We start from the raw sequence: 23,634 nt of genomic DNA on the forward strand, positions 1-23,634 counted from the left end.
CCTGCACCGGTGACCGACACCCAGATGCAGCCCGGCGCCACGCAGCCGGAGCAGTCCGACAAGCTCGACAAGGGCGTCCTGATGGTGGCCGGCGTGGTCGTCCTGGGCGCGATCATGTCGATCCTCGACATCACCGTCGTCTCCGTCGCGCTCAACACCTTCCAGGAGGAGTTCGACGCCACCGCGGCCGAGGTCGCCTGGACGATGACCGGCTACACGCTGGCCCTCGCGAGCGTCATCCCGCTGACCGGCTGGGCCGCCGACCGCTTCGGCACCAAGCGCCTCTACCTGCTCGCTGTCCTCCTCTTCACGATCGGCTCCGTGCTCTGCGCGGCCGCGACGTCGCTGGAGATGCTGGTCCTCTTCCGCGTGCTGCAGGGCCTCGGCGGCGGCATGCTGATGCCGCTCGGCATGACGATCCTGACCCGCGCCGCGGGCCCCGAGCGCGTCGGTCGCGTGATGGCCGTGCTCGGCATCCCGATGCTGCTCGGCCCGATCTTCGGCCCCATCATCGGCGGCGCGCTGATCGAGAGCGCGTCGTGGCACTGGATCTTCCTGATCAACCTGCCCATCGGCATCGCCGCGATCGTCTACGCGTGGATCGTGCTCCCGAAGGACCACGTCGAGCCGTCGGAGACCTTCGACTGGCTGGGCATGGTGCTGCTGTCCCCGGGTCTCGCCCTCTTCCTCTACGGCGTCAGCTCCATCCCGGAGGAGGGCACGGCGATGGCCGCGCGCGTGCTCGTGCCGATGATCCTGGGTCTCGCGCTGATCGTCGCGTTCGTCCCGTGGGCGCTGGCCAAGCGCAACATCCACCCGCTGGTCGAGCTCCGCCTGTTCAAGAACAGGAACATGACCGTCGCGATCATCGCGATGACGCTCTTCGCGATCGCGTTCTTCGGCGCCTCGCTGCTGTTCCCGCTCTACTTCATCCAGGTCCGCGGCGAGGGCACCCTCTTCACGGGCTGGCTGCTGGCTCCGCAGGGTGTCGGCGCGATGATCACGATGCCGATCGCGGGCATCCTGGCCGACCGGATCGGCCCCGGCAAGATCGTCATGGTCGGCATCACCGTGATCACCGTCGGCATGGCGATGTTCACCCAGATCGGCGCCGACACGTCCTACGCCTACATCCTCAGCGCGCTCTTCATCATGGGTCTCGGCATGGGCGGCACGATGATGCCGATCATGTCGGCGGCGCTCGCGACGCTGACCGCCCACAACGTCGCCCGCGGCTCGACCCTGCTCAACATCACCCAGCAGGTGGCGGCCTCGATCGGCACGGCGCTGTTCTCGGTGATCCTCACGAACGAGCTGAAGGACTCGCGCTTCGTCTCGGCGGGGGCCGCGCTGGCCGAGGCCGGTGACGACCAGACGCAGGTCGCGGCGGTCCTCGACCGCTTCGGGATCTCGCCCGACCAGCTCGGGATGCTCGAGCAGCTCGTCACCAACGACATGGCCGACGCGTTCGCGACCGTCTTCATCGTCGCCACGGTGCTGGTCGCCTGCTGCTTGATCCCGGCGGCGTTCCTGCCCCGCAAGAAGCTGGCTCCGGTCGACCCGACCGCGGTGATGGGTCACTGACCCGAGCGTCCCACATCGTCCGCGGCCCGTCCTCCTGCCGGAGGGCGGGCCGCTGTCGTCTCCGCTCCGCTTGTCCGGGGCCCGCGCCGCGTGCGTCATACGAACCGGGAGGTATGGGTGCGGCTTCGTATGACGCAGCAGGCGGGTCGGCCAGGAGGGGCGGGTCGGGGTGGGCCGCTCAGCCCTGGGTGGCGAGGGCGAGGGGGAGCACGGCGCTCGCGCCGGCGGCGCGGAGCTCGGTCGCGGCGACGGTGAGGGTCCAGCCGCTCGCGACCTGGTCGTCGACCAGCAGGACCGTCGCGCCGGCAGGCACCTGCGCGTCGAGCCCGCCGCGACGGCGTACGGCGGCGACGCGCTGCGCCGAGTTGGACTGACCCGCGCGCGGCGGGACGGAGGGGTCGCGGATCGCCCAGGTGCCGACGACCGGGACCTGCATGACCCGGGACAGGCCGTCGGCCAGGTCGCGGACCAGGGTGGGGCGGGTGGCGGACTCGACGACGACGATCGCGTCGGGCCGCGACGTCCACTCCGACGACCAGTCCTTCATCACGTCCATGACGGCCTGGGCGAGGCCGGGCGGCACCGGTCCGTCGGGGGTGTCCTCGCGGAACAGCGCGCGCAGCGCCTGGCCGTGGCCGAGGTCGGTGAGCCGGGCGACCGTCCGCCCGGGCTCGGCGCCGTCGGCGATCTTGCCCTTGAGGTCGAGGCCGAGGTTGGCCAGGGCCGTCGGCCACATGCGCCGCGGCTCGAGCACCACGCCCGGTCGGGACAGCCGCTGCCCGGCGTCGGCGACCGCCGCCTCGCTGACCGACGTGGACAGGGACATGCCGCCGCAGTTGTCGCAGCGGCCGCAGTCGGCTGCTTCGGGGTCGTCGAGCTGCTCGCGCAGGTAGCGCATCCGGCACTCGGTGGTCCTGAGGTAGCCGAGCATCGCCTGCTGCTCACGCTCGCGCGCCTCCGACACGCGTGCGTAGCGCTCGGCGTCGTAGGCCCACGGGCGCCCGGTCGCGACCCAGCCGCCCTGGACGCGCTGCACGGCGCCGTCGACGTCGAGCACCTTGAGCATCGACTCGAGCCGGTTGCGGCCGAGCTCGACCCGGGTCTCCAGCGTCGCGGTGGAGAGCGGGCGGTCGGACTCCGCCAGGGCGGCCAGCGTCTCGCGCACCTGCTCCTCGCGGGGGAAGCCGAGCGAGGCGAAGTAGGCCCAGATGTCGCGGTCCTCGATCTGCGGGAGCAGGACCACGGTGGCGTCGTCGGTGCCGCGGCCGGCGCGGCCGACCTGCTGGTAGTAGGCCACGGGCGACGACGGCGCACCGAGGTTGATGACGAAGCCCAGGCTCGCGTCGAAGCCCATGCCGAGGGCGCTGGTGGCGATCAGGGCCTTCACCCGCCCGTCGACGAGGGCCTGCTCGAGCGCGTGCCTCTCGTCGGCCTCGGTCTGGCCGGAGTAGGCCGCCACCTCCAGACCGCGGGCGCGGAGGTAGCCGGCGACCTCCTGGGTGGCCGCGACGGTCAGGCAGTAGACGATGCCCGACCCGGGCTGCTCGGCGAGGTGGTCGGCGAGCCAGGCCAGCCGCTGCTCGGGCGTCTTCAGCTGGACCACGCCGAGCCGGAGCGACTCGCGGTCGAGGGTGCCGCGCTGGACGAGGACCTGCGCGTCCGCGGCCCCGTCGGCGTGGACCCCGAGCTGCTCGGCGACGTCGTCGGTCACCCGGGCGTTGGCCGTCGCGGTCGTCGCCAGGACCGGGATGCCCGTCGGCAGCTCGGCCAGGAGCGTGCGGAGGCGGCGGTAGTCGGGGCGGAAGTCGTGGCCCCAGTCGGAGATGCAGTGGGCCTCGTCGACCACGAGCAGGCCGCACGTCGCCGCCAGCCGCGGCAGCACCTCGTCACGGAAGCCGGGGTTGTTGAGCCGCTCCGGGCTGACGAGCAGCACGTCGACCTCGCCGGCATGGATCTGGTCGTGGATCGGCTGCCACTGGTCGATGTTGGTCGAGTTGATCGTCACCGCCCGGATGCCCGCGCGCTCCGCGGCGGCGATCTGGTTGCGCATCAGCGCGAGCAGCGGGCTGACGATGACGGTCGGCCCGGCGCCCGCCTCGCGCAGCAGCTTGGTGGCGACGAAGTAGACGGCCGACTTGCCCCACCCGGTGCGCTGCACGACCAGGGCACGCCGGCGGTCGACGGCCAGCGCCTCGATCGCGTGCCACTGGTCCTCGCGCAGCTGCGCGTCGTCGCGCCCGACCAGCGCGCGGAGGTGCCGCTCGGCGGCCTCGCGGGCGGAGAGGCGTACGTCGTCGGCGGCGGCGGTCGGGGGGTTCATGCGACCTGTCTACCAACCGCCACCGACGACCGCACCGGCGCATCCACAGGGTCGGCGCCGCCACGTCCTACCTTGTGTGGACGCAGCCGGGTCCGGGTCGTCGTACCGTGACGAGGTGAGCCGAGCGCGGGCCTTCCTCACCAGGCACGGTCTCGACCTCCTGGTCGTCGCCACTGCGGTGGTCACCGCGGTGGGGACGCTCCTGCGCGACGATCTCGAGCACCCGGACGGGCCGCTGTTCGTCCTCGGGCTCGTCGGGATCACGTCGTCGGTGCTGGTCCTGCTGGCCCGGCGGCGCTTCCCCTTCGCGGCGCCCGCGACGACCTGGCTGGTGTGCGCCGCCCTCTCCTTCGTGGACCCGCAGCTGATCGTCAACGGGGCCGGCATCCTCATCGCCGGGATGGGCGCCGCGGTGCTGCTGGGCACCGTCCGCAACGCGTCGCTCTCCCGCCTCGGCCTGGTGATCGCGCTGGCGAGCTCGCTGACGGTGGTGCGCAACGGGCCGAGCTCGACGGCCGACGACATGATCTCGGTCCCGGTGATGTTCGCCCTCGGCTGGCTGGTCGGGTGGTCCCTGCGGGAGCGCACCGAGCGCACCGAGGCAGCCGAGGAGCGGGCGCGGATCGCCGAGCTGGAGCGAGAGGCCGCGACCCGGGTGGCCGTGGCCGAGGAGCGCGGTCGCATCGCACGCGAGCTGCACGACGTCGTCGCCCACGCCGTGAGCGTGATCGTGCTGCAGGTGGGCGCGGTCCGGCACCGGATGCCGGAGGAGGCTGCCGCCGACCGCGAGGCGCTGCGCAACGTCGAGGAGGCCGGTCGCACCGCGCTCACCGAGATGAGGCGGCTGCTGGCCGCCATGCGCGACGACGAGGAGGCGCCCGAGCTGGCGCCGACCCCGGGCCTCGACGACCTCGACCGGCTCGTCCGCGACGTGCGGGCGGCGGGGCTCGACGTCCGGGTCGAGGTGCGCGGCGAGCCGGTCTCCCTCCCCCGCGGCCTGGACCTCTCCGCCTACCGCATCGTCCAGGAGGCGCTGACCAACAGCCTGCGGCACTCCGGCGCCGACCGTGCCGAGGTGGTGGTGGCCTACGCCCCCACGGAGCTCTGCCTGCAGGTGCACGACCACGGCGGCAACGGAGCACGCCCGACGGTCGGCGCGAGCGGCGGCCACGGGCTGGTCGGCATCCGTGAGCGGGTCAAGCTCTTCGACGGCGACCTCGACGCCGGCCCCGCACCCGGCGGCGGCTTCCTGGTGCGGGCGCGCCTGCCGCTGGGAGGTGGCTCGTGACCATCCGCGTCCTCGTCGTCGACGACCAGAGCATGGTGCGGGCGGGCTTCCGCCTGCTCCTGGCCGACGAGCCGGACATCGAGGTGGTGGCCGAGGCCAGCACCGGCCGCGACGCCGTCGCGCAGGCGGCGCGCTTCCGGCCCGACGTCATCCTGATGGACATCCGCATGCCTGAGATGGACGGCCTCGAGGCCACCCGGCGCATCCTGGCCACCGACACCGAGGCCCGCGTCCTGATCCTGACCACGTTCGACCTCGACGACTACGTCTTCGAGGCGCTGCGCGCGGGCGCGAGCGGCTTCGTCCTGAAGGACGAGCCGCCCGAGCAGCTCCTCGCGGCGGTGCGCACGGTCGCCGCGGGCGAGGCCCTGCTGTCGCCCACCGTGACCCGCCGCGTCATCCAGCGCTTCGCGACCGTACGACGCCAGTCCCCGCCCGCGGCGGTCGGCGACCTGACCCCGCGCGAGCTGGAGGTGTTCCGGCTGATCACCCGGGGGCTCTCCAACGCGGAGATCGGCGCGGAGCTGTTCATCAGCGACACGACCGTCAAGACCCACGTCACCCGACTGCTGCAGAAGCTGGACCTCCGCGACCGCGCGCAGGCGATCGTCCTCGCCTACCAGACGGGCCTCTTCGACGAGGCGTGAGCGCCGAGGCCTCCTACCTCCGGAGGACCCCGCCTGTGCTGAGCGGCGTACGGGCGTCACGACCTCGCGACGACGCGCGGCAGAGCCGTCGTACCTAGCGTCGAAGCGTCCCCGAAAGACGTCCCGAGATCACGGAGGAACCCCATGATCACCATCGACTCACTCACCAAGAAGTACGGCCGCACCACCGTCGTGGACGGCGTCAGCTTCGTCGCCCGGCCCGGCCGGGTCACCGGCTTCCTGGGCCCCAACGGCGCCGGCAAGTCCACCACGATGCGCATGGTCGTCGGCCTGACGAAGCCCACGTCGGGCTCCTCGACGGTCACCGGCCGCCCGTACGCCGCGCTGGCCAACCCAGGGCGCGAGATCGGGGTGATGCTGGACGCGTCTGCCCAGCACGCCGGACGGACCGGGCGCGAGATCCTCACGATCGTCCAGCAGATGCTGGGCCTGCCCGGCCGCCGGGTCGAGGAGATGCTCGACCTCGTCAGCCTGACTCCCGCCGAGGCCGACCGCCGCGTCGGCAACTACTCCCTCGGCATGCGTCAGCGGCTCGGTATCGCGAGCGCACTCATCGGCGACCCCGGCGTGCTGATGCTCGACGAGCCGGCCAACGGGCTCGACCCCGCGGGCATCCGCTGGATGCGCGACCTGCTGCGCGACTTCGCCGATCGGGGCGGGACGGTACTGCTGTCCTCGCACCTGCTGCGTGAGGTCGAGGTGATCGCCGACGACATCGTGATGATCGGTCACGGCCGGGTCGTGTGCGAGGGCACCAAGGCCGACCTCGTCCGATCCCTCGGGACCGTCGCCCGCGCAGACGACACCGCGGCCCTGCGCCGGGCCCTGCACGCGTCCGGCGTCGACACGGACGTCACGGACGAGGGCACCGTCACCACGAGCGCGGAGCCGGCCCACGTCGGCCACGTCGCCTTCAGGGCGGGCGTCGCGCTCACCGAGCTCCGCACCGCTGACGGCGGCCTCGAGGACATGTTCCTCGAGCTGACCGCCGACACGCAACGAGAGCCCACCCCGTCCAGGAAGAACCGCCGAGAGAGGAAAGCGGCATGAGCACCATGGCCCCACCCACGATCCACCCTGTCCACCAGCAGCACGACCAGCCGGGCATCCCGCTGGCACGCATCGTCCGCGTCGAGCTGCGCAAGATGTTCAACACCCGTTCCGGGTTCTGGCTCATCGCAAGCCTGGTGATCCTCGGCGTCGTCGCCACGATCGGGACGATCCTGTTCGCACCCGACGAGCAGCTCACCCACAACACGTTCGCTGCGGCGATCGGCTTCCCGATGACGATCGTGCTCCCGATCATCGCCATCCTCGCGATCACCGGCGAGTGGAGCCAGCGCACCGGCCTCACCACCTTCACCCTCGTCCCCGACCGCCGGCGGGTGCTGCTGGCGAAGACCGTCGCGTCGGTGGTCGTGGGCATCGCGTCGATGCTCGTGGCCCTCGTCGTGGGCGTCGTCGGCAACGTGGTGGGCACTGCCATCACCGGGACCGACCTGGTGTGGGACCTCTCGGCCGCCCAGTTCGGCACCATCGTCATCGGCAGCCTGCTGTGCCTGCTGACCGGCACCATGCTGGGCATGGTCATCCGGAGCTCACCGGGGGCCCTGGTCACCTACTTCGTGCTGGCGCTGGTGCTCCCGACGGTCTTCGGCATCCTGGCGGCCAACCAGCCCGACTTCGTCGACGTCCGTCCCTGGGTCGACGCCGAGCTCGCCCGGTCGTTCCTCTTCGAGGGGCCGCCGGCGAGCGGCGAGCAGTGGGCCCAGGTCGCCGTCACCGCAGGCCTGTGGCTGGTCCTGCCGGCGGTCCTCGGCCTGCGGGCGGTCCTCCGCTCCGAGGTGAAGTAGTCACCCGACCACCGGACGGTGGCCCGTCGTGCCCAGCACGGCGGGTCGCCGTCCGGTGCTGCCACGGGTCGGGGGTCAGTCGCCCACGCGGCGGAGCCGGGCGCCGGCGGGCGGGAGGGAGGTGGCGTCGCGGAAGGACTCCCCGACGAGGACCGGCACGACCTCGCTGACGTCGTACCGGGCGGCGATGTCCACGTCGGCCGCGAAGCCGGCCTCCGCGAGCTCGCGCCCGCTCGCGCAATGGAGCAGGTCGTGGGGCAGCACGGCGGCGTTCCAGGCGGCGATCGCCATCCGGGCCTCGGGGCTGGCCGCTGCCTCCGCCTCGGCGTCGAGCGCGGCGAGGACGGCCCCGGCGCCCCAGAGGTCCTCGACGGCCGGGCGGAGCGTGTCGTCGTACCACCGCTCCCCCGCGGGTACGACGACCACGCTGGCGCCGTCGGCGACGCGGGGACCGAGCCACCGGGCGACCGCGCCGGCGTTGCGCAGGCAGGCACCGACGACCTGGGCGCCGGACTCGGCGAGCGCGAAGGCGATGGTCGAGCCGTTGGGCGAGGGCAGGACGAGCCGTTGGACGCCCTCCACCTCCGCGAGGCTCGCGGGCGACAGCGAGACGTGGCGGGCGTCGCCGCGCGAGAGCGCCTCGAACCGGCCGACGGCGAGGGTCGCGCCGTGGCGCATCGCGTGCTCGGCGGCGCGGGAGTCCTTCCAGCGGAACGGGAAGACCTCGATCCCGCGCTCGAGGGCGACGCTGAGGGTCGTGGTGAAGGACAGCACGTCGACCACGACCGCGTAGTCGGCGGGCACCGCCTCGGCACCCGTGGGGCCCCACTCCATGCGGAGCCGGTAGGTCGACTGGTCGTGTCCCGGCAGCGTCACGCGAGACATTCAACAACCCCGGCCGGGCGGTCGTGCAAAACGGCGGTCGCTCAGTCCGGGGTGTTGGGCACCACCAGCACCGGCACGGCGGAGTGGCGGACGACCTGGGTCGCCGTCGAGCCGAAGCGCAGGCCCTTGAACCCGCCCGCTCCCCGTGTGCCGACGACGAGCATCTCGGCGTCGGCCGCTGCCGCGATGAGGCACTCGGTGGTCTGGCCGCGCAGGGCGTAGAGGTGGAGGTCGAGGTCGTCGGAGAGCCCGGCCGCCGTGCAGTCGGCCTTGAGGTCGGCCACCACGGCCGCCTCGAACTCCGCGAAGGGCGGGACGTAGCCGCCGACCATCGAGTCGGGCCGCGGCGCGGTCGCGAGGTTCCACACCCGGACGACGTGGAGCGCGACCCCCAGCCGCTGCGCGAGGTCGGCGGCGCGGCGTACGACGGCCCCCGACGCGCGGGAGCCGTCGTGCCCGACGACGATCCCACCCGTGATGTCGGCTTCTCTCCTGACCATGGCTGCAGTCTAGGAAGAGGAGGCCGCTCGCCGGAGGGGCCGAACGTCCCTACCTCGCCGTGCGGCCGCGGTCACCAGATGCGGACCCGACCCTCGGGCTCGAGCCACAGGCCGTCGCCCGGCTGCGTCTCGAAGACCTCGTGGAACTCGTCGAGGTTGCGCACGATGTTGGCGCGGAACTCGGCGGGGCTGTGCGGGTCGATCGTGAGGTACTGGAGCTCCTGCTCCTTGCGCCGCTTGGTGCGCCACACGTGGCTCCAGTTGAGGAACAGCGTGCGCCGGTCCTCGACCGAGGCCTCGCCGCCCTGGCTGATGACGTAGGCCTTGTGGGCGATGGTGAGACCGCCGAGGTCGCCGATGTTCTCACCGACCGTGAGGCTGCCGTTGACGTGCTCGCCCGGCAGGTTGCGCGGCTCGAAGGCGTCGTACTGGGCGATGAGCGCTTGCGACTTGGCCTCGAAGGCGGTCTTGTCGTCGGCGGTCCACCAGTCCTGCAAGTTGCCGTCGCCGTCGTACTGGGCGCCCTGGTCGTCGAAGCCGTGCCCGATCTCGTGGCCGATGACCGCACCGATGCCGCCGTAGTTCTCGGCGTCGGTCGCGTCGGGGCTGAAGAAGGGCGGCTGCAGGATCGCGGCCGGGAAGCAGATCTCGTTGGTGCCCGGGTGGTAGTAGGCGTTGACCGTCTGCGGCAGCATCAGCCACTCGTCGCGGTCCACCGGCTGGCCGACCTTGGCGAGCTGGCGGTCGGTCTCGAACGCCGACGCCGACGCGACGTTGCCCATCAGGTCGTCGGCGGAGACGGTGAGCGAGGAGTAGTCGCGGAACTCCGTCGGGTAGCCGATCTTGGGGTAGAAGCGGTCGAGCTTGTCGAACGCCTTCTGCTTGGTGTCCTCGCCCATCCAGTCGAGGGCCTCGATGGAGCGGCGATAGGCGGTGACCAGGTTGGCGACCAGCTCGTCCATCATCTGCTTGGACGTGGGCGGGAAGTGCCGCTCGACGTAGACCTTGCCGACGGCCTCGCCGATGGCGCCCTCGACGAAGTCGACGCCGCGCTTCCAGCGGGCGCGCAGCTCCGGCGTGCCGTTGAGGGTGCGGCCGTAGAAGTCGAAGTTGGCCTCGACGAAGGCGTCGGGGAGGTAGGGCGCCGAGCTCCGCACGATGCGGACGTGCAGGATGTCGTGCCAGGTCTCGATCGGCGTCTCCTCGAGCACCGTGGAGAGGTGCGAGAAGAAGTCGGGCTGCATCACGATCGAGCGCCGCAGCGTCTCCTCGGTGCCGCCGAGGCCGGTGACGTAGGTGACCCAGTCGAAGGCCGGGCAGAGCTCACGCAGCTCCTCGAGGCTCTTGTGGTTGGTCGTCTTCTGGACGTCGCGGGTCTCGGCCGCCTCCCAGTGCCCCTGGGCCAGGCGGGTCTCGTAGGCCAGCACGCGCGCCGCCGCGCCCTCGGGGTCCTCGTGCTCGCTGAGCGTGAGCAGCGTCGTCAGGTAGGCGAGGTACTTGTCGCGGATCTCGGCGAACTTGTCCTCGCGGTAGTAGGACTCGTCGGGCAGGCCCAGCCCGCCCTGGGCGAGGTAGACGATGTTCTTGGAGGCGTCACCGCGGTCGGGGGTGATGTAGGACCCGAACAGGCCGGGGCCGCCGATGCGCTCGAACGCGCCGAGGAACGCCGCGAGCTCGGTCAGGTCGGCGACGCGGTGGGCGCTGTCGAGCAGGCCCTGGACCGGGGCCAGCCCCTTCGCGGCGATGGTCTCGGTGTCCATGAAGGAGGCGTAGAGCTCGCCGATCTTGCGCTCGTCCTCGTCCAGCTCGTCGGCCGGCCGGTCGGCGAGCTCGGTGATGATGTCGCGCACCTGCTGCTCGGCGGCGTCGGCGAGCGCGATGAAGGCGCCCCAGCTCGACTTGTCGGACGGGATCTCCGTCTCGTCGAGCCACCGGCCGTTGACGTGGCCGAAGAGGTCGTCCTGCGGGCGGATGTCGGGGTTCATGCCGTCGCGCGCGGCGTCGAGGATCGTCACGCGCTCGACCTTAACGCCGTGGGCCCAGCGCGCGGGGCCGGTCCGGCTCAGCGGACCCGGACGACCGACTTGCCAAGGGTGCGGCGCTCGTCCATGTCGACCAGCGCCTGCCCGAACCCGGTCAGGTCGTAGGTCGCGCCGACGGGCGGCTTCACGACGCCCGACTCGATCATCGGGACGAGCCGGTGCCACTGCTGCTGCATGTAGCCGGGCCGGGTCATCGCGTACGCCCCCCAGCCCACACCGCGGACGTCGGTGTTGCCCAGCAGGAGCCGGTTGACCTTGACCTGGGGGATGCCCTGGCCGGCGGCGAAGCCGACGACCAGGATCCGGCCGAGCTCGGCGAGGCAGCGCAGCGAGTCGGTGAACGCGTCGCCGCCGACGACGTCGAGCACGACGTCCACCCCGCGGCCGCCGGTGAGGTCCTTCACCGCGTCCTTGAAGTCGGGCCCGACCACGACCTCGTCGGCACCGGCCGCCCGCGCGAAGGCCGCCTTCTCCTCGGTGCTCACCACCGCGATGGTCCGGGCACCGAGGCCCTTGGCGACCTGGAGCGTGGCGGTGCCGACCCCGCCGGCGGCGCCGTGGACGAGGACCGTCTCGCCCTCGCGCAGCCCTCCGCGCTCCTCGAGCGCGAACAGGGCGGTGAGGTAGTTCATCGGCAGCGCCGCGCCCTCGTCGTACGACATCGCGTCGGGCAGCGCGAACGTGAAGATCGCCGGGTTGGCGACCTGCTCCGCCGCCCCACCGCTGAGGTTGACCCCGGCCACGCGCTGGCCGACGGCGAACCCGCTGGACTCGGGCGACCCCGGGTCGAGGACGACGCCGGCGAAGTCGACGCCGAGGGTGAACGGCGGCTCGGGCTTGAACTGGTACTCCCCGCGGCTCAGCAGCAGGTCGGGGAAGGAGACGCCGACGCTGTGCACCTCGACCAGGACGTCGTGGGGACCCGGTGTCGGCGGGTCGACCTCGCGGACCTCGACGTCGGCGGGACCGGTGAGCGTGACGACCTGGACTGCCTTCATGCCGCGACCCTAGCGATCCGGGGGCAGCGGGTGGCGCTCGCTGGGCGGTCACCGGATATCCGGTGACCGCCCTACTTACAGGTACAGATCCCGGGTGCGAAGCATGAGACCTGGGTGCGAAGCCCGGCATTCAGCCGGCCCGCTTCACCTCGGCGAGCTCGAAGTGCATGGGGTCGGTCCAGCGCCAGTCGCCGCCCCAGGCGAAGCCCCAGGTCTTGAAGATCGCCACCACGTCGCGGTCGATCTCGCCGACGGTGCCGCGCTGGTTGCCGGCAGTGTTGAGGTCGAGGGCCAGCCCGAAGGAGTGGTTGGACAGCGTGGTCGTGTTGGCGATGAAGCGGGGGTAGTAGCACCCGGCGTACTGGTCCGGGTCGATCGCGTCGGCCAGGCCGCGCTGCTGCACCTCGAGCAGGGCCGCGCGCAGCTGCGGGAAGAGGTCCTTGTGGCAGGTGACGCTGCCGAGGATCGGCACCGCCTCGGTGCGGATGTTGGCCGCGACCCACGCCGGGTCGGGGGCGATCCGGCCGCCGCCGATCACGCGGTAGCGGAAGGTGCCGACGACGCTGCCCAGCGTGCCGCCGGTGGGGACGGCGGTGAGCTTGGCGTCGGGGTCGAGCCCGAGGCGGGAGGCGACGTCGAGCATCTGCACCGACGCGTCCTTGCCGACCATGCGCTCGAGGGGCTTGCGGATGCTGGCCGGCGTCTTGCGGTCGGTCGAGATCAGCAGCCCGTTGTCGGTGGCCATCTCGATGTCCTCGGCCCAGGCGGTGTTGACCAGCATGTCGATGGTCGGGACCTGCGGGGTGTAGGCGCCGACGTGGAGGGTCGGCGCGTCGTCCTCGACGCCGAGGCGGATCATGCCCTCCTCGTCGACCAGGCGTCGCGCGACCCGGCGGTCGATGGCCAGCTCGCCGCCGGCGACGCGGTCCCACGCCTCCTGGAAGTCGGCGACCTGCGCCTGGGTGAAGTTGCGGTAGCGAGCGGGGTCGACCGACGCGACGGTGAGCACCCGGTTCTCGAGGCTGACCTGGCCCAGGCCGATGCGCTCGGTGTGGGCCACCCCCGGCAGCCGTTCGATCCTCTCGAGCAGCTCGTCGTCGATCGTCTTGTCCCACTGCACGAGGATGTCGGCGCTCCACAGCCGCCCGTCGCGCTCGCCGGGAGGGTCGACCGCGTGGTCGGGGTCGGCGACCGGGACGGTCGAGGGCTCCTCGGACGGCTTCTTGGTCGGCTCCGCGCTGGACGACGGCGGTGCCGGGTCGGGCTCCGGCTCCGCACCGGTCTCGCTGCAGGCGGCGAGCAGCAGCGTCAGGGCAGCGGCGGCAGCCACCCCGGCCCCCCGTCGTACGTGCACGTCCCGACCCTAGGCAGTCGGTGGCTGGACGCGGGAGAGCGTCCGCGCAGGGATGGTCAGCCACGACACCACTCCGCCGAGGACGAGCAGCGCGGCGCAGGCGATCATCGCGGTGCCGTAGGCCGCGTCGAACACCGCCGGGTCGCGGTAGTCGTCACCGGCGAGGCCGACCGCCGTGGGCAGCGCGGCGACCGCGAGCAGGGAGCCGGCGCGCGCCACGGCGTTGTTGATGCCGCTGGCGATGCCGGCCTCCTCGTCGGGTGCGGCGGCCAGGACGGTCGCGGTCAGCGGGGCGACCATGAGCGCGAGGCCGAGGCCGAAGACGGTGAGGCCGGGGAGCACGTCGCGCCACCAGGTCACGTCCGGCCCGACGGCCAGCAGCCCCAGCGTGCCGACCGCCATCACCAGCGGGCCGAACGTCATCGGGATCCGCGGTCCGATCCGCTCACCGAGGGCGCCGCCGCGCGAGGCGAGCAGGAGCATGCAGACGGTGATCGGCAAGGTGGCCAGGCCGGCCTCGAGGGCGGTGTAGCCGCCGACGGTCTGCAGCTGCAGCACGAGGAAGAACAAGATGGCGCCGAGCGCGGCGTAGACGAGCAGGGTCATCGCGTTGGCGGCGCTGAACGTGCGGTCACCGAACAGCCCCAGCGGCACCATCGGGGCGCGGGTGTGGCGCTCGACGGAGATGAACGCGACGGCCGCGAGCACGCCCACGGCGGCCGCCCACACCGTCGTCGGCCCGCCGGCGTCGGTCAGGGCCCACGTCGTCCCGGCCAGCGCCAGCGACGCGAGGGCGGCCCCGGTGACGTCGAAACGTCCGTGCGCGCGCGGGTCGCGCGTCTCGGGCACCCACGTCTGGGCGAGCCACACCGTGAGCACCGCGAGCGGCAGGTTGATGAGGAAGATCCAGCGCCACGAGGCGTGGTCGATCAGGAGCCCGCCGACGAGGGGGCCGAGCGCCGCGGCGATGCCGCCCAGGCCCGACCAGGCGCCGATGGCCCGGCTGCGGTCCTCGGCGCGGAAGGCCCCCTGGATCATCGCCAGGCTGCCCGGCGTGAGCAGCGCGCCGCCGATGCCCTGCAGCACCCGCGCCACGATGAGCACCTCGGCGGTCGGCGCGAGGCCGCACAGCAGCGAGGCGATCGCGAACCACACCGTGCCGATGACGAAGACCCGCCGTCGGCCGAGCCGGTCGCCGAGCGCGCCGCCCAGCAGGATGAGCGAGGCCAGGGAGAGGAAGTAGCCGTTGGTGATCCACTGCAGCTGCGCCAGCGATGCGTCCAGGTCGGCGCCCATCGACCGCAGCGCCACGTTGACCACCGTGCCGTCGAGCAGCGTCAGCCCCGACCCCAGGGTGGCGGCGGCCACGACGCCGCGCGCCGTCGGCGTACCCCAGGCGACTCCGCTCGCGACTCCGGTCACCCGCACACCCTAGGGCCCGGCGGTGACGGGGGCTCCCCTTCGATCGCCCTGCACCCGCTCGTCGAGGAGGGACGAAGCCCCGTCACGCGACCTGACGCGCCTCGGTTCGAGGAGGGACGAAGTCCCGTCTGGGAACCAGCCGCCAAACCCCAGCGAGCAACCGTCCACAGCCGCGTCTGCCGTCGGCGGGTCGTTGTCAGTGGCCGAGCATAGAATCGAACACATGATCGAAGCGCTGGCAGGGCCCGAAGCAGGTGAGGCGCAGGACCTCACCGCCTCTGACCTGCTCGCGACGATCAAGGCCTCCCGCGACATCGAGCAGGCCGAGGCCGCCCGCCAGCTCGTCCTCGCCGCTCACTGGGCCGACCTGCACCCGCCGGAATCGATCCACGACGCGGCCGTGTTCTCGATGGCTGCCGGCGGTCGTGAGCACGAGGAGCCCATCGCGGGTGAGGGGTGCCCGCTGGTGGCGGAGTTCTGCGTGGCCGAGCTCGGCGGCGTCCTCGGGACCTCGACGACGGCGGCCAAGAGGCTCATCGGGCATGCCCTGGAGCTGCGCCACCGCCTGCCGCGGCTGTGGGCCCAGGTGCACGCCGGCCGGGTGCCGGCGTGGCGGGCCCGGCTGGTGGCCGAGACCACCATCCACTCCACACCCGCGCTGACCCGGGAGGCGGCGGCGTTCGTGGACGCGCAGGTGGCCGCGGTGGCGGGGAGGGTCGGCCCCGCGCAGCTCGACCGGCTCGTCGCCGAGGCGATCACGCGGTTCGACCTCGCCGAGGCTGACCCGACGGCGGATCCGGAGGACGGCTGGCTCCACGTCGACCCCCGTCACGTCACCATCGACACCCAGGAGGTCCACTTCGCCGGCACGATGCGGATGGAGGCCGAGCTCGACATCGCCGATGCCTTGGACCTCGACCGGGCGCTCGTCCACGGTGCGGCGACGTTGAAGGCACTCGGCTCCACCGAGTCCCTCAACGTCCGCCGGGCCAAGGCCCTTGGGGACCTGGCCCGCACCCAGACCGCCCTCGACCTCCACACCCAAGGCTCCGCCCCGGCCAGGACAACGGCCACCCAGTCGAATGACGACCAGCTGCCGGCGGCGCGGGAGGTCGTCCTGCACGCCCACTTCGACGCCAACCTCGACGACCTGTCGACCGTGTTCGGTCCCACCGGACGCCTGGAGGAGGGCCCGCGGCTGGTGCTGCTCGACCAGATCAAGGCGTGGTGCGCCGACACCCGCACCAAGGTCACCATCAAGCCCGTCATCGACCTCAACGCCGACCTCTCGACACCCGCGTACGCGGTGCCGGACAAGCTGCGCGAGCAGGTCATCCTCCGCGACCGCACCTGCGTCTTCCCCTGGTGCACGCGACCCGCGCGGCGAGCCGACATCGACCACGTCATCCCCCACGACCCCGACGCCGCCGCAGAAGGACGCGAGCAGCCAGGGCCGACACAGACCGACAACCTCGCCTGCCTGTGCCGCACCCACCACCGGCTGAAGACACACTCGGCATGGCGCTACGAGATGGTCGCGCCAGGGGCCTTCGAGTGGACCAGCCCCCACGGGCACCGCTACCGCCGCGACCACACCGGCACCGAACACATCGACCCACCGCTCACGAGGTCGGCCGATCCGCCGGATCCACCCGGCATTCCACGACCCCGCCGACCATGACCAAGCCCCGCACCCCGCCACCCACCAGATGGCGGGGCCACAGGCACGTTCAAGCAGCGCCCGCGACGAGGCGCCCTCGATCAGTCGGCGTTGGCACGCCGGCCGACCGAGCTGGCAGCGCTCCGCCCCGCCGTCGAGGGACAGAGGGCCCGACATCCCCCCGCGCAGTGAAGGCCCCTCGTCCCGGGCGCGGCTCCCACCGGTTCGCGACCGGGTTGGCGGCACGGGCGGGTCTCTGGGAAGACCCTCGCTCGCCGACGGACCCGCCCTTGATCGAGGGGTGGCCCCTGACCTCGGACCGACCAGCCCGCAGCGCGCAAGCGGCGCGAACCCGAGCGACCGCCCGGCCTCAGCCCTGCAGCACCCGCCCGGCCAGCCAGGCGATGTCGGCGGCCGTCTCCTCGGGTGAGCCCGAGGGCTGCATGACGTGGCTCAGCACGACGCGCACGACCATGTCGATGGCGGGGTCGAGGTGGGCGGCGTCGATGCCCGGGGCGTACGGCGCCACGCGCGCGCTGATGACGTCCTTGGCCGCGCCGAGCAGCGAGCCGGCGTTGGTCGTCAGCAGCGGCAGCAGCTCGGTGTCGGCGCCGTGGGTCGCGCTGACGACGGCGTGCAGCAGCTTGTTGGCGCTGGCGTAGGTGAGCACGTCGGTGACCGCGCGCTCGATGGCCCGGGTGAGGTCGGCGGGCTCGGCGTCGAAGGCCTGCTCGACGACCTGCAGGAAGCGGGCGAGCTCCTCGAGGATCATCGTCTCGGCGAGCGCCGGCTTGGAGCCGACCTCGTTGTAGACGGTCTGGCGGCTCACCCCGGCCGCGTCGGCGAGCCGGGCCATGGTGACCGCGGCCCAGCCCGACGACGTCGTCATCTCCACAGCCGCGGCGACGATGCGCGCGCGTGTCGTGGTCGCCATGGCCCGAGTCTGGCAGGCCTCCCCCGAAACCGAACCCGAACCCGGCCTCAGTCGTGCTCGGCGTGCCGGCCGGCGGGCACCTTGGTGACGAAGGTCAGGGCGACCGAGACGAGCGCGATGACACCGATGGTGGTGTAGGCGACCGTGTAGGCCTTCTCCTCACCGATCAGCGCCGAGGCGATGAGTGGGCCGATGATGCCGCCGAGGCTCCAGCCGACGAGCATGAGGCCGTAGATCGCGCCGGCGTTGCGGACGCCGAAGAAGTCGCCGGCGGTCGCAGGCATCGTGCCGAACGTGCCGCCGTAGCAGAGGTAGATGATCGCGGCGAGCACGGAGAACAGGAGCACGCTGCCGGCGTGCGGGAGCAGGATCAGGCAGATGCCCTGCAGGGCCAGGATCGCGGCGAAGGTCCTCATCCGGCCGATGCGGTCGGACATGCCGGCCCAGAAGATGCGTCCGGCGCCGTTGAAGATCGCGAGCACGCCCACCAGGGTCGCGGCACCAGTGACGCTGACGCCGGCGATGTCGGTCGCGCTGAGCTTGGCCTGCGAGATCAGCGCGATCCCGGCGCTGACGCTCAGGGTGAGGATCGCGGTGAGGAGGTACCACTGCGGCGTGCGCAGGGCCTCGCCCTGGGTGTAGTCCTTGCCGGCCTTCTCGGCCGCGCCGCCGGCGGTCTTCTCGGCACCGGGCACGACGTAGTCGGCGGGCGGGTTGCGGAAGATGGAGGCACCCACCAGCGACATCAGCAGGTAGGCGATGCCGAGCGGGAGGAAGGCGCTCGTCGGGTCCTCGGGGTCGCGGTCGATGAGCCACTGCGCCACCGGGGAGGTGAGCACCGCGCCGAAGCCGAAGCCGCCGACCGCGAGACCGGTGATGAGCCCCGTCTTGTCGGGGAACCACTTCTGCAGCATGGCGATCGGCACGATGTAGGCGCAGCCGAGGCCGAAGCCGCTGATCACGCCGTAGCCGAGGATGAGCAGCCAGTAGTCGTCGGCGCCGTTGGTCAGCCCGGCCAGCAGGATGCCGATCGAGTAGATGACGCCACCGGCGAGCGCCACGACGCGGGGACCCCTCGCGTCCTGCACGCGGCCCCCGACATAGCTGCCGATGAAGATCATGCCGATGGTCACGGTGAACGGCATCGAGGCGCGCACCTTGCTGAGCTCCCACGACTGGGCGTTCTCCAGGGCACCGCCGAAGACCGACCAGGCGTACACGGCGCCGATCGAGAACTGCAGGAGCAGCCCTCCGGCGACCAGCAGCCAGCGGAAGCCGCCCGGGGTCGAGCTGTCGTTCGCGGCGTCGTCGCGCGTGCGGGTGGGTGTGGGGTCCATGCCTGTCTCCTTCGTCCGGCCCGGCCGTCCGACGGCCCGAGATGACCTGTCGCTCAGCCCTGGTGGCGCACCTGTTCGCCGCGCTCGACCCGCTCGCGCTGCGGCACCACCGTGTACTTCGGGTCCCTGGCCGAGGCCATCCCGGCCTCGTAGACACCCAGGCGGGTGCAGAACGAGCCGGCCATGAGTGCAGTACCCGAAACGACCGAGAGCACACGGCTGCGACCGCCGAGGAGCGCGCCCGCGGCACCCGCCGCGGTCAGCACCTTGCTGGCCCGCATCCACCGACCGGCGCTGCCGGTGTGGAGCGTCTCGGCCGACAGGCCCATCGACGCCTCCATGCGGTGGGCCATCAGCAGCTCGACGGCGGCGCCGCCGACGGCGAAGGTGCGGGCGGGTCCGGCCTCGGCGACGGGGGCGGTGACCATCGCCCACCCGCCGGAGGCCGCGGCGGCGGAGCCGCAGAAGACGAAGGGGAGCTCCTCGTGGGCGTCGTGCCACGCCGGCGTGGCGGTGTCGGCGAGCAGCACGGCGGTGTACGCCGCCACGGGCGGGGCGGTGACGGCCCCCACCAGCCCGGCCGGGCGTCCCAGCCGCAGCAGCAGGCGCACCGGCCCGCGCTGCCAGCGGGTGGGCAGCATGCCGACCAGCTCGGCGGCCGACGCCAGGCCGGCGAACGGCCCGTGCAGCGACAGGATCCAGGTGCCGACCGACATCGGCGAGGTCAGCTTGACCACGCGCAGCATGTTGAGGAACCGGCTCGGCTTGCCGAGGTCGTGGACCAGGGCGACGATGCTGAGCAGCAGCGCGACGAGCGAGCCGATCCGGCCGGCACGCCGCAGCCCGGGCCGGTCGGTCAGGTCCGCACCGCCCGCGAGGAGCGAGGAGCCGGCGGCGACGCCGCCGGTGAAGAGGTAGTAGGCGATGTCGTGCTCCCACGGCGCGGCCTTGACGATCGGCCGGCCGTAGTAGGACGTGAAGTCGGCGTCGGGCACCATCACCCGGTCGGCGCCGCGGTTCCTGCCCCGCGAGCGGCCGGGGCTGCCGCCGTGCCGGACCTGCGTGCCGGAGCCGGAGCCGTCACCCTGGGGCGCGTTCACCGGCGCCTCCGCACGAACGACAGTGCCGCGCCGATGAGCAGCGCCGTGCCGGCCTGGCCGGCCCGGGTGAACATCCGCGGGAGGTCCTTGGTCGTGACGACCGGGTCCGGGGGCAGGCCGTAGACCTCGGGCTCGTCGAGCAGCAGGAACATCGCGCCGGTGCCGCCCACCCCGTCGTCGGGGTCGTTGCCGTAGAGCCGGGCGTCCATCACGCCGCGCTCGTGGAGCAGCGCCACCCGCTCGTCCGCGCGCTGGCGCAGCTCGTCGACGTCGCCGTAGAGGATCGACTCCGTCGGGCAGGCCGCCGCGCACGCCGGGCGCTGGCCGTCCGTCAGGCGGTCGTAGCAGAGCGTGCACTTCTGCGCGATGCCCACCTTGGGGTCGCCCTCGGGCCCCTTGCGCCGGTCGATGACGCCGTACGGGCAGGCCGCGACGCAGTAGCCGCAGCCGTTGCAGATGTCGTCCTGCACCACGACCGTGCCGAACTCGCTGCGGAACAGTGAGCCGGTGGGGCACACGTCGAGGCAGGCGGCGTGCGTGCAGTGCTTGCACACGTCGGACGACATCAGCCACTGGAAGTCGGGCTTCTCGTCCTCCGGCACGTCGCTCACCGGCGCCCCGACCGCGGGCATGCCGAGGTCGACCGCGGGCTTCGTCGCCGGCTTCTCGATGAAGGCCACGTGGCGCCACTGGTTGGCGTTGAGCGAGTGGCTGTTGTCGTAGGACGTGCCGAGCATCTCGAAGAGGTTCTCCGGGACGTCGTTCCACTCCTTGCAGGCCACCTCGCAGGCCTTGCAGCCGATGCAGACGCTGGTGTCGGTGAAGAAGCCCTTGCGCTTGGGTGGGTCGGTGTAGCCGGCGTCGGGCGCCGGGTCGAGCGGTCCGAAGAGGCTGTTGCGGCCGATCACGGGCCCTCCTGGTCGTCGTCGCTGGTGTCGGCCGCCGCCAGGGAGCGGGCCTGGGCGTCCTCGGACGCGGTGACGATCCTGGCGTGCACGTGCTCGCCCACCCCGGCCCGGCGGCCGTAGTCGGCGACGAGCTCGCGCAGCGCGGCACCGGTCGGCCGCCGCCCCGGGCGTACGTCGCAGGTGCCGACCTTGCTCTCCTGGATCAGGACGTTGGGGTCGAGCGAGATGCCGAACAGGTCGTTGGCGGAGTCGCCGCGGACCAGTCCGCCGCCGCCCCAGTGGTAGGGCATCCAGACCTGGTGGACCGTACGCCCCTCGACCCGCAGCGGCCGCAGCCGTTCGGTGACCATCACCCGGCCCTCGATGGCCGAGCGGGCGGTCACGACGTGGCACCAGCCCATGTGCTCGAGGCCGCGCTCCGCGGCCAGCGCCGGTGACACCTCGACGAACATCTCCGGCTGCAGCTCGGCGAGGTGCTCGAGGTAGCGGCTCATGCCGCCGGCCGTGTGGTGCTCGGTGAGCCGGCTCGTGGTGAAGACGAACGGGAACACGTCGCTGTGCTCCTCCGGGGGCGCCGGGTTCATCACGTTGTCGTCGCGGCGGTACTCCTTGCGCGTCGGGTTGGCCTGCTGACCGTAGATCGGGTTGCGGAACGGCGACTCGACCGGCTCGTAGTGGGTGGGCATCGGACCGTCGATGAGGCCCTGCGGCACGTAGAGCGCACCCTTCCCGTCGCCCTGCATGATGAACGGGTCGACGCCCTCGATCGCCTCGACGCCCTCGGAGCCCTCAGGCGCGCGGTAGGACGGCGGCTTGGTCTTCTCGAAGTCCGGTACGTCGTCGCCGACCCACTGCTGCTCGTCCTCGTCCCACCACACGTAGGCCTTGCGCTCGCTCCACGGCTGGCCGTCGGGGTCGGCCGACGCGCGGTTGTAGAGGATGCGGCGGTTGAGCGGCCAGGCCCAGCCCCACTCGGGTGCGACGAAGGACTGGTCGTGGCGGGACTTGCGGCGGTTGGCCTGGTTGACGCCGTCGGCGAAGACCCCGGTGTAGATCCAGCAGCCGCCGGCCGTCGAGCCGTCGGCTTTCATCTCCACGAAGCTCGACAACGGCCGGCCAGTCGCGACCTCGTAGCCGTTGATCTCCTTCAGCACCGCCTCGGCGCTGGGCTCGCCCCAGGCGTGCGCCCCGTCGGTGCCGAGGGTGCCCTCGCCGTGCACCGGGTAGTCCCACGCCAGGTCGAGCACGGGACGGTCGCGCTCGTCGCCCGAGCCGGCCAGACGCTCGCGGACCATCCGGCCGAGGTGGTAGAAGAACCACAGCTCCGAGCGGCAGTCGCCCGGCGGGTCGACCGCCTTCTCGCGCCACTGCAGCATCCGCTGGGTCTGGGTGAACGTGCCCTCCTTCTCGGCGTAGGACGCGGCCGGGAAGAGGAAGACCTCGGTGCGGCACTCCTCCGGCACGATCTCGCCGGTCGCGACCTCGGGTGCGTCCTTCCAGAACGACGCGCTCTCGATCTCGAAGAGGTCGCGCACGACGAGCCAGTCGAGGTTGGCCATGCCGAGCCGCTGGGCGCGGCCGTGGGCCGACCCGACGGCGGGGTTCTGGCCGAGGAGGAAGTAGCCGGAGACCTTGCCGTCGATCATGTCGAGCACGGTGCGGTAGGTGCCGTGGTCGCCCGTGATCTTGGGCAGGTAGTCGAAGCAGTAGTCGTTGTCGGCCGTCGCCGCGTCGCCCCAGTAGGCCTTGAGCAGGTTGACGGTGTAGGCGTCCGCCTTGGACCAGAAGCCCTTGCTGCCCGGGTTGCGGATGCTGTCGACGTAGTCGGTCAGCGTCGGGTGCTGGTCGGGGTTGGGCATCGGCAGGTAGCCCGGGAGGATGTTGAACAGGGTCGGGATGTCGGTCGAGCCCTGGATGCTGGCGTGGCCGCGCAGCGCCATGATGCCGCCGCCGGGACGGCCCATGTTGCCCAGCAGCAGCTGGAGGATCGCGCCCGTGCGGATGTATTGCACGCCGACGCTGTGCTGCGTCCAGCCGACGCTGTAGACCAGCGCGGTCGTGCGCTCGCGACCGGAGTTCTCCGTCCACGCCCGGCAGACCTCGAGGAAGTCCTCCTGGCTGACGCCGCAGGTCTGCTCGACCACCTCGGGCGTGTAGCGGGCGAAGTGGCGCCGGAGCACCTGGTAGACGCAGCGGGGGTGCTGGAGCGTCTCGTCGCGCCGCGGCTTGCCCTCGACCTGCATGCCGTGGGCCTCGTGCTGCAGGCCGGCGGCGGACTCGCGCTGGTCCGAGGTCTCCTCGGAGTCGTCGGCCTGTGCCCCGCTCTGCTGGCCCGGGGCGTCCTCGACGTCGTACTGCCAGCTGGTGGGGTCGTAGGTCCGCTTGTCGGGGTCGAAGCCGCTGAAGAGCCCGTCGAGGTCGTCGGTGTCCTCGAACCTGTCGCTGACGATCGTCGCCGCGTTGGTGTAGTTGACGACGTAGTCGCGGAAGTCGAGGCCGTTCTCGAGGACGTAGCGGATGATCCCGCCGAGGAAGGCGATGTCGCTGCCCACGCGGATCGGGACGTGCTTGTCCGCCACCGCGCTGGTGCGGGTGAACCGCGGGTCGACGTGGATCACCTTGGCGCCGCGCTTCTGCGCCTCCACCACCCACTGGAAGCCCACCGGGTGGGCCTCGGCCATGTTGGAGCCCTGGATGACGATGCAGTCCGCGTTGGCCAGGTCAGCCGTGAAGCCGGTGGCGCCGCCGCGTCCGAAGCTGGTCCCCAGACCGGGGACGGTG

General features: G+C 72.2%; 17 protein-coding genes and 1 pseudogene. 6 read left to right on the plus strand and 12 right to left on the minus strand.

What is annotated here, in order from left to right; translation table 11 throughout:
• Nucleotides 1-9 precede the first annotated feature (9 nt).
• Nucleotides 10-1,584, plus strand: a complete 1,575-nt coding sequence (locus NCI01_RS00395; protein ID WP_308213170.1) for a DHA2 family efflux MFS transporter permease subunit — start codon at nucleotides 10-12, stop codon at nucleotides 1,582-1,584.
• Nucleotides 1,585-1,762: 178 nt separating this feature from the next.
• Here NCI01_RS00395 and NCI01_RS00400 read toward each other — a convergent pair whose 3' ends face one another.
• A complete protein-coding gene (locus tag NCI01_RS00400) occupies nucleotides 1,763-3,904 on the minus strand; it encodes a RecQ family ATP-dependent DNA helicase (protein WP_254179492.1) in 2,142 nt (713 codons plus the stop codon).
• 115 nt (nucleotides 3,905-4,019) lie between these two features.
• On the opposite strand from NCI01_RS00400, the gene NCI01_RS00405 reads away from it, so the two are divergent.
• The 4 genes from NCI01_RS00405 (at nucleotide 4,020) to NCI01_RS00420 (ending at nucleotide 7,713) form a co-directional block, all read left to right on the plus strand.
• On the plus strand, nucleotides 4,020-5,192 hold the full coding sequence (locus tag NCI01_RS00405; RefSeq protein WP_254179493.1) for a sensor histidine kinase: 1,173 nt from the start codon (nucleotides 4,020-4,022) through the stop codon (nucleotides 5,190-5,192).
• Nucleotides 5,189-5,839, plus strand: a complete 651-nt coding sequence (locus tag NCI01_RS00410) for a response regulator (protein WP_254179494.1) — start codon at nucleotides 5,189-5,191, stop codon at nucleotides 5,837-5,839. Before NCI01_RS00405 ends, NCI01_RS00410 begins: the two co-directional genes overlap by 4 nt.
• Before the next feature lie 144 nt (nucleotides 5,840-5,983).
• A complete protein-coding gene (locus NCI01_RS00415) occupies nucleotides 5,984-6,910 on the plus strand; it encodes an ABC transporter ATP-binding protein (RefSeq protein WP_254179495.1) in 927 nt (308 codons plus the stop codon).
• The gene (locus NCI01_RS00420) at nucleotides 6,907-7,713 is read left to right on the plus strand and encodes an ABC-2 transporter permease (RefSeq protein WP_254179496.1); all 807 of its coding nucleotides are present in this window, start codon (nucleotides 6,907-6,909) and stop codon (nucleotides 7,711-7,713) included. Before NCI01_RS00415 ends, NCI01_RS00420 begins: the two co-directional genes overlap by 4 nt.
• A 75-nt stretch (nucleotides 7,714-7,788) precedes the next feature.
• On the opposite strand, the gene NCI01_RS00425 is transcribed toward NCI01_RS00420, so the two are convergent.
• The 6 genes from NCI01_RS00425 to NCI01_RS00450 all read right to left on the minus strand — a co-directional run bounded on the left by NCI01_RS00425 (nucleotide 7,789) and on the right by NCI01_RS00450 (nucleotide 14,914).
• Nucleotides 7,789-8,589 (minus strand): 2-phosphosulfolactate phosphatase, encoded by an 801-nt coding sequence (locus tag NCI01_RS00425; RefSeq protein ID WP_254179497.1) that lies wholly within the window; start codon nucleotides 8,587-8,589, stop codon nucleotides 7,789-7,791.
• Nucleotides 8,590-8,639: 50 nt separating this feature from the next.
• A complete protein-coding gene (locus NCI01_RS00430; protein ID WP_254179498.1) occupies nucleotides 8,640-9,098 on the minus strand; it encodes a universal stress protein in 459 nt (152 codons plus the stop codon).
• 71 nt (nucleotides 9,099-9,169) lie between these two features.
• A complete protein-coding gene (locus NCI01_RS00435; protein WP_308213171.1) occupies nucleotides 9,170-11,113 on the minus strand; it encodes a M13 family metallopeptidase in 1,944 nt (647 codons plus the stop codon).
• 47 nt (nucleotides 11,114-11,160) lie between these two features.
• Nucleotides 11,161-12,138, minus strand: a complete 978-nt coding sequence (locus NCI01_RS00440) for an NADPH:quinone oxidoreductase family protein (RefSeq protein ID WP_254179499.1) — start codon at nucleotides 12,136-12,138, stop codon at nucleotides 11,161-11,163.
• A gap of 130 nt (nucleotides 12,139-12,268) precedes the next feature.
• On the minus strand, nucleotides 12,269-13,492 hold the full coding sequence (locus NCI01_RS00445) for a M15 family metallopeptidase (protein WP_254179500.1): 1,224 nt from the start codon (nucleotides 13,490-13,492) through the stop codon (nucleotides 12,269-12,271).
• Between the two features lie 9 nt (nucleotides 13,493-13,501).
• The gene (locus tag NCI01_RS00450; RefSeq protein ID WP_254179501.1) at nucleotides 13,502-14,914 is read right to left on the minus strand and encodes an MFS transporter; all 1,413 of its coding nucleotides are present in this window, start codon (nucleotides 14,912-14,914) and stop codon (nucleotides 13,502-13,504) included.
• A 223-nt stretch (nucleotides 14,915-15,137) separates the two neighbouring features.
• On the opposite strand from NCI01_RS00450, the gene NCI01_RS00455 reads away from it, so the two are divergent.
• A complete protein-coding gene (locus NCI01_RS00455) occupies nucleotides 15,138-16,595 on the plus strand; it encodes an HNH endonuclease signature motif containing protein (RefSeq protein WP_254179502.1) in 1,458 nt (485 codons plus the stop codon).
• A gap of 349 nt (nucleotides 16,596-16,944) precedes the next feature.
• On the opposite strand, the gene NCI01_RS00460 is transcribed toward NCI01_RS00455, so the two are convergent.
• The 5 genes and pseudogenes from NCI01_RS00460 to fdh form a co-directional block, all read right to left on the minus strand.
• On the minus strand, nucleotides 16,945-17,508 hold the full coding sequence (locus tag NCI01_RS00460; protein ID WP_254179503.1) for a TetR/AcrR family transcriptional regulator: 564 nt from the start codon (nucleotides 17,506-17,508) through the stop codon (nucleotides 16,945-16,947).
• Between the two features lie 47 nt (nucleotides 17,509-17,555).
• Nucleotides 17,556-18,845 carry an L-lactate MFS transporter gene (locus NCI01_RS00465; RefSeq protein WP_254179504.1) on the minus strand — a complete coding sequence of 430 codons (1,290 nt, stop codon included), beginning with the start codon at nucleotides 18,843-18,845 and terminating at the stop codon, nucleotides 17,556-17,558.
• Nucleotides 18,846-18,898: 53 nt separating this feature from the next.
• Complete coding sequence (gene nrfD, locus NCI01_RS00470) at nucleotides 18,899-19,945, minus strand: NrfD/PsrC family molybdoenzyme membrane anchor subunit (protein ID WP_254179505.1); 1,047 nt, start codon at nucleotides 19,943-19,945, stop codon at nucleotides 18,899-18,901.
• Nucleotides 19,942-20,853, minus strand: coding sequence for a 4Fe-4S dicluster domain-containing protein (locus NCI01_RS00475; protein ID WP_254179506.1), 912 nt, complete (start codon nucleotides 20,851-20,853; stop codon nucleotides 19,942-19,944). The genes nrfD and NCI01_RS00475 overlap by 4 nt, the downstream gene beginning before the upstream one ends.
• A pseudogene (gene fdh / locus NCI01_RS00480) lies at nucleotides 20,850-23,630 on the minus strand (formate dehydrogenase); the annotation flags it as partial. The pseudogene fdh and the gene NCI01_RS00475, both read right to left, overlap by 4 nt.
• Nucleotides 23,631-23,634: the final 4 nt, after the last annotated feature.

Origin of the sequence: Nocardioides pinisoli (assembly GCF_024199985.1) — a bacterium.
Taxonomy (GTDB): Bacteria; Actinomycetota; Actinomycetes; order Propionibacteriales; family Nocardioidaceae; genus Nocardioides; species Nocardioides pinisoli.